A 16,010-nucleotide genomic window follows, 5' to 3' on the forward strand; every position below is an offset into this window, starting at 1 on the left:
TTGTTTTTATTGCATTCAATTGAATTCATTTAAAACCATATAAAAGGTGTAGAGTTCGGTGAATGGTTCGGTACGTTCATTGTGCATAATTTAGATAGCGTTTGACGCTGTTCATGGGTGTTTTGCAAACCTGTTTTGTCAAACCCAAAAGTTTTGTATTATGCGCAATTCCAACACTTTAAAAGTACTTCTCTTCACTCGGGACATTTCAAATAATCCCCAAAAATTGACCATTTATGCCCGCATCACCGTCAATGGGAAGAGGGCGGAAATCAGTTTGAAACGTTATACCTCGGTGAATGAATGGGGTGAAAATAAGGGAAGGCTCCATGGTCTGACACATAAGGCCCGTTTATTGAACAGCTATCTTGATGAGGTTTATGGTGCAATCATGGATACCCACAAGATATTATTGCGGGAAGAAAAGGTAATCACGGCCCAAGCCATTAAAGCCCGTTATCTAGGGCAGGACGAGCAACATAATACCCTACTTGAACTTATAGAGTATCATAACAAAACGCAAAAGAGTGTACTCCGTCCCGGAACTATGAAGAACTATTATGGGACTAAAAAGTATCTACTTCGTTTTTTGGAATCCAAATACAAACTCCCCGACATCCGATTGAAACAATTGAACTATAAGTTCATAACCGATTTTGAACACTATCTATTGAACGGCCCACAACTCCAAAAGGGAAAGAAATGTACCAATAATGGGGCCATGAAACACTTGGAGCGATTAATGAAAATGGTCAAGCTGGGCGTCAAGTTGGAATGGTTGGACAAAGACCCTTTCATTAACTATAGGCTCAGGTTTCATAAAACTGAACGAAGTTACCTAACGGAAAGAGAACTTAAGCGAATTGAGGAAACGGACTTCACTGGAGCAGGGTATGAAAAGGTCAAGGATGCTTTCCTTTTCGCCTGTTATACTGGGCTATCCTATATCGATGTCCGGGAACTTGAAAAGAATCAACTGGTTTTGGGTATTGATGGAAACCAATGGATCTATACCAAAAGGGAAAAAACATCGCAAAGTGTGAAACTGCCTTTATTGCCCAAAGCAAAAGAAATCATTGAAAAGTATTGGGACAGTCCAGAGACCGATACAAAAATACTACCTGTGCTCTCCAATCAAAAGACAAACAAATATCTAAAAGAGATTGCCAAGGCCTGTGGTATATACAAAACCATATCCTTTCATTCAGCCAGGCACACTTTTGCAACTACGGTAACCCTTTCAAATGGAGTCCCGATAGAAACCGTCTCCAAAATGCTCGGCCATACCAAACTGTCCACTACCCAAATCTATGCAAGGGTTCTGGAGCATAAGATAGGGGAGGACATGCAAAACCTTATAGAACATATGCAGACCAAAAAAGCAGCCGAAGGATGATAAGGGTGTATTTATTCGGTCCCGCTTGCGGGACGAAGGAATAGCAAGAGGGTGATGCGCAAATTGCGTCATCACGGTTGTTTTCGGGTCTTCAACAATTTGAAAACCAGTTGATTGAAGTGATTTTGAAACATTGTGCAAAATCAGGGCATACAGTAGACTTTTCCGAAATCTACAGTAAACCCTTTGGGAAGCCCTATAAACACTGGAAATTTTTGACGAAAAAATTGACGCAATTTCACTAAAAAACAAAATCGCACCTATGGAAAAGCAAGCTCCAAACGGTAGAACAAAGAAAGGAACAGGTGGTTATTCCAATATCACCGTAAAGAAAGAAACGGCCGCACGTTTTCGCAGCTATTCCAAAAGCTTCAACAAGTCCCATAGCAAAGTGTTGGATGGAATGATACAGTACTTCAAGGAGAATAACCTTGACCCTTTTGGAGATGGCACAAAGATCATCCTTGACAGTATCAAAAAATTGGAGCGTCAGATGATGAAAAAATTCGATAGGCTCATCGCCATTATCAAGAACATGGAGAAGACCAGTATCAGGCCCACCTATGAAATGATGTTGATACTTTATGAGGCCTATGTAAAGGATGGAAAGAGACCGAAACGGGAACCTGTCCAGATACAGGAAGAGCGAATGGATTTTTTGGAGCCTAGAAATACCGTTCCAAAAGTTGAGCACGACAGAATACTGCAAGAATTTGGAAACTATAAGAAGAGTTGCAATGAAATGCTCCAAAATGTGGAGAAGGTTGAGCCAATGATGGGAAAGCCCTATCTGAAAATCAATATGGGTATAGGGGATTTTGAAAGCCTGAAACATCAATTAAAATAACGCTCCATGTACCTTACCATCTCAGCACAGAAAATGGGCAGTACCTACAACTCCAGTGTAGGGAACTATGTGGACTATCTGGAAAAGGAAAACGAGGATAGGTTGCCCGAGCAAAGGGAGGAATTCTTTGACCAAGATAACGACAGTGTAAGCCCTCAAACGGTCATTGATGAAATAGATGCCAATACGGCCAAACTGAGACAGAAAGACCCGAAATTCTATTCCATAGTGGTCAGTCCCAACCAGAGGGAATTGAAGGCCATTGGAAATGATCCAAACATCCTAAAGGAATATACTAGGAAACTCATGGAGGACTATGCCAAGAGTTTCCATCGCAACCAAGAGGTCAAGGCCGAAAACCTGAAATATTACGCCAAGATAGAGCATGAACGCACCTATCGGGGCTTTGACAAACAGGTTCAGGAGAATGCACCCTACCGAGGCGAGATAGCAAGGCTCAGGAACGAGATACGGAAAGTGGAACGTGGCGAATCCATCGGTAATATCAATGAGCTTGAAAAAAGAATCAAAGCACAAGAAAGATTGGCTCCGCACAAACAAAACGGACAATTGGTGGCCGCAGGGATGCAAAAAGAAGGACCACAGACCCATATCCATATCATAGTCAGCAGAAGGGACGTAACGAACAACTATACCCTTTCCCCAATGGCCAAGCACAAGGCATCCGAAGTTGAACTGAACGGAAAGATGGTAAAAAGGGGTTTTGATCGGGACAGTTTTTACCAAGCAGCCGAAAAGACTTTTGATAAAAAAACGGGTTTCAAAAGGAACTATGTGGAATCCTATGTTGGAAGAAAGGCCCATGCCAAGGAACCGGGGAAGTTCTTTGCCAAGGTAATGGGACTGCCCACCAAGGAAAAGGACATGGCCTTTAAACTACTTAAGACGATGGGAATCAAAACTCCCAGTATCCCGACCAATAAAGTACAGATGGCAGCCAAGATTATCAAAGCACTTGGAAGGGGCATTGATAAGGCAAGGGGAGCGGGAGAGGATATGGGTTACTGAAATCCAAAAAGTAGGTTGCGCCCTATCGGGTTTTTGCTTTACGTTTATCTACCGGAACGCTACAAAAACCCGACAGGATCCATGCGCAAAAGTTGGGGGTAAGATTTGGGGGCAGATTTTTGAAACTGCTCTGTTTCGAGGGAAATTGATATAAATGTGCTTATAAACGATAAGTATGTTGATATTTTGTAATTTTGTAGCCAAATGAAGCAGATTCTTCACCAAATACTATCATCTGTAATGGCCTTTTTGGTCTTGGCCTCGACAGTTTCATGGACAGTGGACAAGCACATTTGCATGGGCCGGGTGATGGATATTTCCCTTTTTGCCCATGCCGATGATTGCGGAATGGACATGGATAAGGAAATGGAAAAATCCTGTTGTGATGATGAATCGTTCACCGTTCAAGGTCAAGAAGACCTAAAAATCTCCTTTGAGAAGTTTGATTTGGACCAACAAGTCTTTTTGGTAAGCTTTGTCCGAACCTATTTTCAAGTTTTTGAGATTGATCCTGAAGGATCCAGTTCCTTTAGTGAATACAATCCACCTCCTTTGATACGGGACGTGCAAGTCCTGGACCAGACTTTTCGTATTTGATTTAACATCGATTGAATGTTCCCGACACCTAAGTGGTCGGGCTAATGCGTTTATACGTGTTTTTGTGTCAATCAATGTTTAAATCAAACGCTCATGCTAAACAAAAGCATAAAATTTCTAATAGAAAACAAATTGGTAGCCTCACTTCTCCTGCTGGTTTTTGTGGCTTGGGGCATCGTGAGTACACCATTTAACTGGGACACTGGTATTCTACCGAGCAATCCGGTTGCTGTGGATGCCATTCCCGATATAGGGGAAAACCAACAAATTGTCTTCACCAAATGGCCGGGACGGTCCCCCCAGGATATCGAGGACCAAATTACCTATCCATTAACAACATCGTTACTGGGCATTCCTGGAGTTCGGACCATACGGAGTTCATCCATGTTCGGATTTTCGAGTATCTATATCATTTTTGAAGAGGATGTGGAATTTTACTGGAGCCGGAGCCGCATTTTGGAAAAACTCAATTCCTTACCAAACAGCCTATTGCCTGATGGCGTAAACCCTGCCTTGGGACCCGATGCCACTGCTTTGGGGCAGATTTTCTGGTATACCTTAGAAGGTAGGGACAAAGAAGGAAATGTAACTGGGGGCTGGGACCTGCAAGAATTGCGGAGCGTACAGGATTACTACGTAAAATATGCCCTTTCATCGGCCTCTGGAGTGTCCGAAGTAGCCTCCATTGGTGGTTTTGTGCAGGAATACCAAGTCGATGTGGATCCAGAACTGATGAAACAATACAATGTGGGCTTGGATCAAGTGGTAAAAGCGGTAAAACAAAGCAACCGCGATATTGGTGCACAGACCTTGGAAATCAATAAAGCGGAATATTTAGTTAGGGGATTGGGTTATATCAAATCCTTGGAAGACATCAAAAATGCTGTAGTAGCATCAACCGATTACACTGCCATTAGAATCAAGGATGTGGCCAATGTGTCTTTGGGTCCTGCTGTGCGTCGCGGCATTTTGGACAAGGAAGGGGCCGAAGTTGTTGGTGGCGTGGTCGTTGCCCGATATGGGGCCAACCCACTGGAAGTTATCAACAATGTCAAGGAAAAAATCAATGAACTTAGTGCAGGACTTCCATCCAAAGAATTAAGGGATGGAACAACATCACAGCTCACTTTGGTTCCATTTTATGACAGAACGGAACTTATCCAGGAAACCTTGGGGACTTTGAATGAAGCATTGACCCTCGAAATTCTTATCACCATTTTGGTGATTGTGGTCATGGTGTTCAATCTTAGAGCTTCAATTTTAATTTCCGGGCTGTTGCCGGTTGCGGTCCTTATGGTATTTGTCTCCATGAAACTATTTGATGTTGATGCTAATATAGTGGCGCTTTCTGGTATTGCCATTGCCATTGGAACCATGGTGGATGTTGGGGTGATTCTCTCCGAGAACATCATCCGGCATATGGATGAAAATGAGCAAAACTTATCCATCAATGAAGTAGTGTACAATGCCACTGCCGAGGTTTCTGGTGCCATTTTAACAGCTGTATTGACAACTATCATCAGCTTTATTCCAGTCTTTACCATGGTGGGCGCCGAAGGAAAACTTTTTAGACCGCTCGCTTTTACAAAAACCATGGCATTGACGGCATCCATTATTGTGGCACTGTTCCTCATTCCGCCATTTGCCGCCATCATATTTAAAAGAAAAAATAGACCACCTGTCTTCACCTATGTTTGGAATGGCATTTTGATGGTATTGGGATTGGTTGCGATCGCTTCTGGCTATTGGTTGGGCTTGGCCTTGATTGCCTTTGGTGTTTCCGGTATCCTAAGAGTACGTCAAATTTTGGACGCAAAACAAGCCAGTTTGCTCAATGTGGCTATATGCGTGGGCACCATTGCCTTCTTGTTGGCCACCTATTGGAGGCCGCTTGGTTTTGACCGTAGCATTGCCATCAACCTGATTTTTGTGGGATTGATCTGTGGTGTTCTGTTGGGAGGGTTTTACCTCTTCAGACAATATTACAGCCGTATTTTAACCTGGGCATTGGAAAACAAATTGCTGTTTCTCTCCATACCTACCGTAATTGTCGTCTTTGGATTTATTATTATGCGCAATACGGGTCAAGAATTTATGCCCTCACTCAATGAAGGTTCATTTTTGTTGATGCCCACCTCCCTGCCACATGCGGGAGTAGAGGAGAACAAAAGGGTGGTTCAGCAATTGGATATGGCCGTGGCCACCATCCCGGAAATTCAAACAGTAGTGGGCAAGGCGGGTAGAACGGAATCCGCTTTGGACCCCGCACCCCTTTCCATGTATGAAAATATTATCCAATACCGATCGGAATACCAGAAAAATGAAAAGGGAAGCCCACAACGGTTCAAAGTAAATGCGGATGGGTATTTTGAGTTGAGCAACGGAAAAGTAGTGGCCAATCCAAATTTTGAAGTAACCAACGAACAAAACTATAAGGACACCCATGTAAGCGACCCCTTGCGAATCGATAGAAGTTTGTTGATTCCGGATAGTGATGGGGAATATTTTAGAAACTGGCGTCCAGAAATCGGAAGCCCTGATGACATATGGGACGAAATAGTCAAGGTCTCTAGGTTGCCGGGGGTCACTTCGGCACCTAAATTACAACCTATAGAAACACGGTTGGTGATGCTTCAGACCGGGATGCGGGCACCGATGGGGATCAAAGTAAAAGGTCAGGATTTGAAGGAAATCGAAAGCTTTGGTCTTAAATTGGAACAGATTCTAAAAGAAGCGACTGGGGTCAAGGACGAAGCAGTTTTTGCAGATCGAATTGTGGGTAAGCCCTACCTCCTTATCGATATAGACCGTGAAAAATTGGTGCGTTACGGATTGGTCATTGAGGATGTGCAACAAATACTTGAAGTGGCTATTGGTGGAATGCCACTGACACAGACCGTGGAGGGCAGGGAACGTTACGGAATCCGGGTGCGCTATCCACGAGAACTTCGGGAAAACCCCACCGATCTGAAAAATATTTATGTCCCCTTGGAGAAAGGCAAGCAAGTGCCTTTGGGTGAGTTGGTGAACATACGCTATGAGCAAGGACCGCAGAACATTAAAAGTGAGGATACCTTTTTGGTGGGCTATGTGCTTTTTGACAAGCAGGATGGCTTTGCCGAGGTGGATGTGGTGGAAAATGCCCAGGCCACGATTTTGGAAAAAATAGAAAACGGAGAATTGGTGGTTCCAAAAGGTATCAGTTATCAATTCACCGGAACGTATGAAAATCAGCTACGTGCCGAAAAAACATTGTCCGTGGTGGTGCCGTTGGCACTCTTGATCATATTTCTGATCCTCTACTTTCAATTTAGGTCGGTGGGCACATCCCTAATGGTATTTTCGGGAATTGCGGTGGCTTTTGCAGGCGGATTCTTAATGATCTGGTTCTATGGTCAGGATTGGTTCCTGAACTTCAGTTTTATGGGTGAAAACCTAAGGGATCTTTTCCAGATGCACACCATTAACTTGAGTGTGGCGGTTTGGGTTGGATTTATCGCACTGTTCGGAATTGCCACGGATGATGGTGTGGTGATGGCTACCTACCTTACCCAAACTTTCGACAAAAACAAGCCAGATAACTTGAAAGGTATCCGTGCTTCGGTATTGGAAGCGGGAGAAAAACGAATCAGACCTTGTTTGATGACCACAGCGACCACCATTTTGGCGCTGTTACCTGTACTTACTAGTACGGGTAGGGGAAGTGACATCATGATTCCGATGGCCATTCCAAGTTTTGGGGGCATGTTGATCGCATTAATCACCTTGTTTGTGGTGCCGGTGCTCTACAGTTGGAAAAGTGAATTGCAACTTAAACTGCAAAACCAATGAGAAAGAGACTTCTATATATAGTTGTTGCACTTATGGCTTTTGGGGCAAATGCCCAATCGTTGGAGTTCTATCTTCAGGAAGCCGAGCAGAACAGCCCCATGATTCAGGCATTGGAGCTGCGCTACAATATTGCAAAAGAAAAGGTGAATGAAATGAACACCTTGCCCAATACAACTGTTGGCGCGGGTTATTTTGTGAGTGAACCTGAGACGAGAACGGGAGCGCAGCGGGCCAGGTTTTCGGTATCGCAGATGTTGCCTTGGTTCGGTACCATCACTGCGCGCGAGAATTATGCCAGTTCCATGGCGGAGACAGAGTATGCTGAAATTGTGATTGCCAAACGAAAACTGGCTTTGTCATTGGCACAATCGTATTATAATTTATTTGGGATTCAGGCCAAGCAAAAGGTGCTTCAGGAGAATATTGATTTGCTAAAAACCTATGAGACCTTGGCGTTGACTTCGGTTGAGGTAGGAAAAGCTTCGGCCGTGGACATCCTCAAACTTCAAATTCGACAAAACGAATTGCAACAACAGAAAGAAGTATTGGAACAATCCTATTTGGCGGAACAGGCTGTTTTCAACAATTTGCTGAATCGTGAAGAACGTATTGCAGTTGATGTAGTGGAGGAAATGGAAATTCCGGAGGAGGATTCCATGCTCAACAAGGACAATTTAAGCTTAAATCCAGAGCTGCTCAAATATGACCAATTGTACGAATCGGTTTCGCAATCAGAATTGCTGAATCAAAAGGAAAACGCTCCAAGCTTTGGGATTGGTTTGGACTATATTCCTGTATCGGAGCGGACTGATATGGCAATGAGCGATAACGGAAAGGATATTGTAATGCCCATGGTCACTTTTTCCATTCCCGTTTTCAACAATAAGTTCAAGTCGGTTACCAAGCAGAACGAGCTTCGGCAAAAGGAAATTGAATTTCAAAAAGAAGAGCGATTGAATGTGTTGGAGAATGCCTATGCCAATGCCATTTCCCAACGCAACCAAGCGCGTATCGCCTATCAAACCCAATCAAAGAACCTGGGTCAGGCAAAGGATGCCGAAGAAATCCTCATTAAAAATTATGAGACAGGAACAATCAATTTCAATGATGTGCTTGATATTCAGGAGTTGCAATTAAAGTTTCAGACCAACCAAATACAATCAGTGCAGTTGTATTATATGCAATCTGCCATCATCAATTATTTAATCAACAAGTAATTTAATATTATTAAAAATGAGAACAAACATCAGAACAATTGTCGGAATTGCATTTACGTCAGTCTTGGTACTTAGTGTATCCTGCAAAGGAAAAACAGAGGAGGCAAAGGAAACTTCCGCAGAGGCAACCATGGAGCATGAGGGTCACGATATGAATAAAATGGACCATGAAGGACATGATATGGACAACATGGAGACCGCAGATAAACAAGGCAAAGAATATACTTCTAAATATGTTTGTCCAATGTACTGCGAAGGTAGTGGTAGCGATGAAGAGGGTAAATGCCCAGTTTGTGGTATGACCTATGTGCTGAACGAGGATTTTAAAAAGGACGGACACAAAGAACATTAATTAAAAATCCACTTGTACCGAAGATGCACATTAAAGTAAAAAACATGGTTTGCGATAGATGTAAAGGTGTTCTGAAAAACGAATTTCGGGATATGGGCATTGAAGTGGTGCAAATTGACTTGGGCGAAGTTGAATTTAAAGATTCGGACATAAGCCAAATGGACCGTATTCGGGAGATTTTGACCAAGAATGGTTTTGAATTGATCGAGGATGTTGATCAGAGGTCCATCGTCGATATCAAAAAGCACATGATCCATGCATTGGAGAACCGTTCCGGTCAGAATCTCTCAGAATACTTGGCCCAAAAACTTAACAAGGAATACTCGGTGCTCAGTAAAATGTTCAGTGCCAAAGAAGGTCTTACCATTGAAAAATATTTTATCCTGCTTAAAATGGAGAAGGTTAAGGAAGAAATTCAAATGGGAACAAAAACCTTCTCTGAAATAGCCTATGATTTAAACTACAAGAGCAGTAGCCATTTGGCCAAACAGTTTAAATCCATTACGGGAATGTCGATGAGCGATTATAAGAAATTGCAGGAGTGGAACAGGAGACCGTTGGACCAAATTGTATAAAAGAAACCCAGAATTGTAAAAAGCTTCCGACTGGTATTCAGCTAGTTTTGAATAAAAAACAAAAAGATGAAACATACCTATCACATACACGGAATGAGCTGCAATGGCTGTAGAAGCCATGTAGAGGAAACCCTATCAAAAGTTGATGGGGTTACCGGGGTTGAAGTCAGTTTGGAAAAGGCCGAGGCTGTAATCCAGATGGAGGAGCATATCCCCATTGAGACCTTTGAGGAAGCACTAAAAAACGATGGAGGAGGCTATAGCATCCATGCTCATGACCATCACCATCCACCCAAGAAAAAAGAAGAGAAGACCGTTTCAAACGGCAATGGCACCTTTTATTGCCCCATGCGATGCGAAGGTGAAAAAACCTACGATGAACCCGGGGATTGCCCCGTTTGCGGTATGGATTTGGTAGAGGAGCAGAATACGACTTCAAGCTCCAAACAGCAATGGACCTGCCCCATGCACCCCGAAGTGGTGGAGGATGGTCCCGGTTCCTGCCCAAAATGTGGAATGGACTTGGTGCCCAAGGAACCAGAGGCCAGTGCAGAGGAAAAAACCTATAAAAAACTCCTCAAAAAGTTTTGGATTGCCGTAGGCTTTACATTGCCCATCTTTTTGATTGCGATGAGTGAGATGATACCCGATAATCCATTGTACAAACTAGTGGCGCCCACCTATTGGAATTGGGTGCAGTTGGGGTTGTCTCTTCCGGTTGTCTTTTATGCCACTTGGATGTTTTTTGAGCGTGCCTACCGAAGCATCAAGACCTGGAACCTGAACATGTTCACCTTAATTGGTATCGGTGCAGGTGTTGCCTTTGTGTTCAGTATACTTGCCTTGGTGTTCCCCGGATTTTTCCCTGATCAATTTAAAGGGGAAACAGGTGCGGTGCATGTTTATTTTGAGGCCGCCACCGTTATACTGACCTTGGTTCTTTTAGGGCAATTGTTGGAGGCCAGGGCGCATAGCAAGACCAACAATGCGGTCAAGGAATTGTTGAAACTCGCTCCCAATAGGGCCATTAAAATAGTGGATGGCGAAGAAGTTGAGGTTCATATTGATGACATTGAAAAAGGGGATGTCCTCCGCGTAAAGCCAGGTGAAAAAATCCCGGTGGATGGCATCATCACGGAGGGTGAAACCTCTGTGGACGAATCCATGATCACAGGAGAACCCATTCCAGTGGAAAAAGGGGTGGAGGATAAAGTAAGCAGCGGCACCATCAATGGCAACCAGTCCTTTCTGATGAGGGCTGAAAAAGTAGGAAGCGACACTTTGCTTTCCCAAATCATCGATATGGTGAACCAAGCCAGCCGAAGTCGAGCGCCCATTCAGAATTTAGCGGATAAGGTATCGGCCTATTTTGTGCCTGCTGTCGTGATTATTTCCATGATTACATTTGCGGTATGGGCCATTTGGGGACCACAACCGGCCTATGTCTATGCGTTGATCAATGCCATCGCGGTTTTGATCATAGCCTGTCCATGTGCCTTGGGCTTGGCGACCCCCATGTCCGTGATGGTCGGTGTGGGTAAAGGAGCCCAAAACGGAGTGCTCATCAAAAACGCCGAAGCTTTGGAAAAAATGGCCGATGTGGACACTTTGATCATCGACAAAACAGGGACCATTACCGAGGGTAAACCCACGTTTGACCATTTGGATGCCTTTTCAAACGACTATTCAGAGGAAGATTTACTGCAGTATATCATTTCGGTAAATGCCAATAGTGAACACCCTTTGGCACAGGCCATGGTGAAATATGGCAAGGAAAAAGATATCAAGATTCTAAGGACAGGGTCCTTCAGTGCCATCACAGGAATGGGGGTTGAAGGAAAAATAAAGGATTCGGAAATCCATTTGGGAAACCTCAAGTTGATGGAAAAAGCTGGAGTGGAAATTTCCGAAGACATGAAGGAAAAGGTGAAGAAAGCACAAGAAAAAGGAATGACAGTTTCCTATTTGGCAATTGATGGAAAAGCACATGGATTCGTGGCCATTGGCGACAAGATAAAAGAAACCAGTGCCCAGGCCATCAAAGCGATCCAAGAAAAAGGAATTTCAGTGATTATGCTCACAGGCGACAATGCAAACACCGCAAAAGCTGTAGCCAAGGAGCTCCATTTGGATGATTTTAAGGCTGAGACCTTGCCCGAGGATAAAATGAAGGAAGTGGAGCGCTTGCAAGGCGAAGGAAAAGTGGTGGCCATGGCAGGGGACGGCATCAACGATGCCCCAGCACTGGCCAAAAGCGACTTGGGGATTGCCATGGGCACTGGGACCGATGTGGCCATTGAGAGTGCCTTGATTACCTTGGTGAAAGGGGACTTGCACGGCATCGTAAAGGCGAGGAATCTGAGTGGGGCCGTGATGAAAAACATTAAACAAAACCTATTTTTTGCATTGATCTACAACACCATCGGCGTGCCGATAGCAGCAGGGGTGCTCTATCCGTTTTTCGGGATTTTGCTCTCACCCATGCTCGCAGCCCTGGCCATGAGCTTTAGCTCGGTTTCGGTGATTGCCAATGCACTTAGACTACGAACTAAATCAATCGACTAATACTAAAATGGTAAAACGAAAAACAGCGGTTAAGATTAGAAAGGCCCATCGATATTTAGGGCTGTTTTTGGGCATCCAATTCATCATGTGGACGGCCAGTGGCCTGTATTTCAGTTGGACAGATATTGATGAAATACATGGCGACCATTTCAGAAATATGGCTTACGAACCTATAGCCTTTGAAGGTCTCATCGGACTTTCTCAAATCAATATGCCCGCTAAAATAAGCTCGTTGAGCCTAAAGGAAATTGCGGGCAAACCCTATTATTGGATGAATAATGAATTTTTGGTGGATGCTATGGACGGAAGCCTGAAAAAAGGGATTTCCGAGCAAGAGGCCTTGGCCGTTGCAGAGCGGCAAATATCACCAGATCTAAAGGTCAAAAGGGTGGAGGTCATCGATGAAACCGATAAGCATCATGAGTATCGGGGAAAAAAATTGCCGGCCTATGTGATTTCCTATGATTCTCCAGAAAACATTAAGGCCTATGTTTCGATGGAGGATGGTTCTTTTCAAACGGTGCGACACCGAAATTGGCGATGGTTCGATTTTCTGTGGATGACCCACACCATGGATTATGAAAGCAGGGATGATTTTAATACAACCTTGCTTCGTGCCTTTTCCCTGTTGGGGTTGATAACCGTTTTGAGCGGGTTCCTGCTATGGTTTATCAGCTCGCCCACAGTTCGAAAACTAAAAAAGGGAAACAATAAACACTAAAATTTTAAAACCATGGAAAAATCAAAACGCTCAAACAAGGGAAATTACAAAACCTTTTTTATTATGCTGGCTTGCTCTTTCGTGGCAATGTACATAACAATGTATCTCAACACCTATGAATTCGACCATGTATGGTTCAGTTTAACGCGATTCTATATGGTCTGTTTAGGAATAGCAGCAATGGCAGTCATAATGTGGTTCTTTATGCGCAAAATGTATACCGACAAGAAAAAGAATATGGCCATATTGCTAGGTAGTTTGGTCTTGTTTCTTGGCTCCCTATTTCTTGTACGCGACCAAAAATCCACGGTAGGCGATGTGCTATGGATGAAGGCGATGATACCTCACCATTCCATTGCCATATTGACAAGTGAACGTGCAGACATCAAAGACCCAGAGGTAAAGAAACTGGCAGAGGAAATCATTGAGGCCCAGCGAAGGGAAATTGCTGAAATGGAAAAAATGATTGAACGATTGCAGAACGAAAAAAAATAGCGTCATGAAAAAGAAAAACATCATATACATTGGGGTTGCTGTAGCAATTGGATTGTTAATAGGGTACTTTATATTTGGTGGCAATTCCGAAACCACCATTATGGATGAACATGACCATGGCACCGAAGCAGCATCGGACCAAATGTGGACCTGTTCCATGCACCCACAGATCATGCAGCCAGAACCTGGGTCTTGCCCAATCTGCGGCATGGACCTTATCCCTGCAGCTGCAGCAGGAGAGGGATTGGCACAGTCACAGATTAGCATGACGCCAAATGCCATGGCCTTGGCCGGTGTGGAGACGGTAATTGTTGGTTCTGGAAATACCAGTGGGGGAAATGTAAGGCTTTCAGGAAAAGTAGCTGTCAACCAAGAATCGGATGCCGTTCAATCTGCATATTTTAATGGTAGGATAGAGCGCTTGAACATCAATTATGAAGGTGAAGAAGTCAGAAGAGGGCAGCAATTGGCCACTATCTATTCACCCGAATTGGTATCGGCCCAGCAAGAATTGATTACTGCGATGAAATTAAAATCATCCCAACCCGCCTTGTACACAGCGGTTCGTAACAAATTGAAACTATGGAAGTTGTCTGACACACAAATCAATCAAATTGAGAGTTCTGGGAAGGTGGTTGAAAATTTCCCTGTGTACGCCAATGTTTCCGGAGTTGTTTCTTCCATTATGGTAGAAGAAGGCGATTATGTAAAAACAGGTTCACCTTTGGTGAAAGTGGCTAATTTGAACTCAGTTTGGGCCATTTTTGATGCCTATGAAAATCAATTGTCACTTTTTAAAAAGGGACAAACACTAGAGGTATTCACCAGGTCCTATCCCAATGAAACATTTCAGGCTACCATTTCATTTTTAGATCCTTTGTTGAACAACTCAACCAGGACCTTAGAAGTTAGGGCGGAATTGGATAATAAAAAGGGGCTGCTGAAACCAGGAATGTTTGTAGTGGGAGAAATTAAAATGGATGAAAAACCTTCAGATAATGTATTGACCATTCCCGAAAGTGCGGTGATGTGGACGGGTGAGCGGTCTGTGGTCTACGTGCAACCCAATCCAAGTGAAGCTGTTTTTAAGATGCGTGAGGTGCAATTGGGCAATTTAAACAATGGAACCTATGCCGTGGTCTCTGGTCTTGAAGCTGGTGAGGAAATAGTGGCAAAAGGAACCTTTACAGTAGATGCGGCGGCGCAGTTGCAGGGAAAGAAATCCATGATGAGCAAAGAAGGAGGGCCAGCCGTGACGGGCCATGAAGGCCATGGGATGAAAATGGACTTCTCCCAAGAGTTTAAAAACGGTTTCGGGGATGTATTGGATGCTTACCTTAAGTTGAAAAATGCACTGGTAGATTCTGATGCCGTTGAGGCAAAAAAAAGGGCGAGCGAAGCATCACAAAAAATAGAACATTTAAAAACAACGCAAATGGATGATATGGGGATGACTCATGTGGAAAAAATTGAAGAATACATTTCCAATATCTCTAAAGAAAGTTCCATTGAGGCCCAACGTAACAATTTTGTGCTCTTATCGGAAAATATGATTTTCATTGGACACCAATTGAATGGCTTGGGTCAAAAACTATATGTGCAGCATTGTCCCATGGCAGATAACAACAAGGGAGCTCATTGGATAAGTGCCGAAAAGGAAATTAGAAATCCGTATTATGGAGAGGCCATGCTAACCTGCGGAAGCATTATTGATTCTATACCCGAATAAGGATGGATGAATAAAAAGTAAAATATTTAATTTAATAAAAACGTCGGAACTTGTATCATGCTATCCTTTACGTTTTGAGATGATTGACAAATCAAGAACAAAAGTGCTCGAGTTGTCTACTTTTTGAATTAAGAAAGTGAAAACCCCATCAAAGTTAGGTCCATAGAAAAAAGTTTTCTTCTTAAGGGATTAAGTAAACTACAGTTTGTTTTAATGTTTTGAAATGATGAGGCATGAAGAGTTTTAAAAAGAATTTTATTAATTTCGTGAAGTGAAACACCCATAAGTTTTGCATCTGAATGTACTGTTTTATAGACAGTTTAGAGTTCGGTTAATCAGTTTTGGAATACAGTATAAAATGTTGACGTTGAAATAGTTGTGAAATCTACTTTCTTCCAGTCATCCCGACGAACCATGGTTTTATGACACTAAGTAAAACCTTAATTAATTGAAAACCAGAAAATTAATTTTTTCTGGTTTTTTTTATTTCCATCTGAAACCATCGATGAGGATGTCCTATAGTGGATAGGGCGGTTTAGGTATACCACTCACAGCGGTTTAAAGTGAGCAGGGCAAACGAAGTGTTTAAAATCGATTCATCCGTGGATTAACATTAGCTATTATTTCTCAGTTTTTTTCTCATTGACTCCCCTTTG

The 16,010-nt window shown here is 43.2% G+C and carries 12 protein-coding genes; all 12 read left to right on the forward strand.

The annotated features are described in order from the left end of the window. The first annotated feature begins 160 nt into the window (after window positions 1-160). Window positions 161-1,396, forward strand: coding sequence for a site-specific integrase (locus tag AB1A65_RS09025; RefSeq protein ID WP_366588034.1), 1,236 nt, complete (start codon window positions 161-163; stop codon window positions 1,394-1,396). 262 nt (window positions 1,397-1,658) lie between these two features. Next, complete coding sequence (locus AB1A65_RS09030; RefSeq protein WP_366588036.1) at window positions 1,659-2,243, forward strand: BfmA/BtgA family mobilization protein; 585 nt, start codon at window positions 1,659-1,661, stop codon at window positions 2,241-2,243. A 6-nt stretch (window positions 2,244-2,249) separates the two neighbouring features. Continuing rightward, window positions 2,250-3,272: a MobB family relaxase gene (gene mobB / locus AB1A65_RS09035; protein WP_366588039.1), complete on the forward strand. Its 1,023-nt coding sequence runs from the start codon at window positions 2,250-2,252 to the stop codon at window positions 3,270-3,272. A gap of 204 nt (window positions 3,273-3,476) precedes the next feature. Then, window positions 3,477-3,869: a hypothetical protein gene (locus tag AB1A65_RS09040; RefSeq protein ID WP_366588041.1), complete on the forward strand. Its 393-nt coding sequence runs from the start codon at window positions 3,477-3,479 to the stop codon at window positions 3,867-3,869. Between the two features lie 93 nt (window positions 3,870-3,962). Further along, window positions 3,963-7,700 (forward strand): efflux RND transporter permease subunit, encoded by a 3,738-nt coding sequence (locus AB1A65_RS09045; RefSeq protein ID WP_366588044.1) that lies wholly within the window; start codon window positions 3,963-3,965, stop codon window positions 7,698-7,700. Next, window positions 7,697-8,917: a TolC family protein gene (locus tag AB1A65_RS09050; RefSeq protein WP_366588046.1), complete on the forward strand. Its 1,221-nt coding sequence runs from the start codon at window positions 7,697-7,699 to the stop codon at window positions 8,915-8,917. The genes AB1A65_RS09045 and AB1A65_RS09050 overlap by 4 nt, the downstream gene beginning before the upstream one ends. Window positions 8,918-8,933: 16 nt before the next feature. Continuing rightward, entirely contained in the window at window positions 8,934-9,269 is a 336-nt protein-coding gene (locus AB1A65_RS09055) for a heavy metal-binding domain-containing protein (RefSeq protein ID WP_366588048.1), read from the forward strand. Window positions 9,270-9,292: 23 nt separating this feature from the next. Then, window positions 9,293-9,844 carry an AraC family transcriptional regulator gene (locus AB1A65_RS09060; protein ID WP_366588050.1) on the forward strand — a complete coding sequence of 184 codons (552 nt, stop codon included), beginning with the start codon at window positions 9,293-9,295 and terminating at the stop codon, window positions 9,842-9,844. Between the two features lie 66 nt (window positions 9,845-9,910). Further along, the gene (locus tag AB1A65_RS09065; protein ID WP_366588053.1) at window positions 9,911-12,409 is read left to right on the forward strand and encodes a heavy metal translocating P-type ATPase; all 2,499 of its coding nucleotides are present in this window, start codon (window positions 9,911-9,913) and stop codon (window positions 12,407-12,409) included. A gap of 7 nt (window positions 12,410-12,416) precedes the next feature. Then, window positions 12,417-13,130: a hypothetical protein gene (locus AB1A65_RS09070; protein ID WP_366588055.1), complete on the forward strand. Its 714-nt coding sequence runs from the start codon at window positions 12,417-12,419 to the stop codon at window positions 13,128-13,130. Window positions 13,131-13,142: 12 nt separating this feature from the next. Further along, window positions 13,143-13,625 carry a DUF305 domain-containing protein gene (locus AB1A65_RS09075; protein WP_366588057.1) on the forward strand — a complete coding sequence of 161 codons (483 nt, stop codon included), beginning with the start codon at window positions 13,143-13,145 and terminating at the stop codon, window positions 13,623-13,625. Between the two features lie 4 nt (window positions 13,626-13,629). Further along, on the forward strand, window positions 13,630-15,354 hold the full coding sequence (locus AB1A65_RS09080; RefSeq protein WP_366588060.1) for an efflux RND transporter periplasmic adaptor subunit: 1,725 nt from the start codon (window positions 13,630-13,632) through the stop codon (window positions 15,352-15,354). The last annotated feature ends 656 nt before the right edge of the window (window positions 15,355-16,010 follow it).

Source organism: Allomuricauda sp. ANG21, from assembly GCF_040705235.1.
Lineage (GTDB): Bacteria > Bacteroidota > Bacteroidia > Flavobacteriales > Flavobacteriaceae > Flagellimonas > Flagellimonas marina.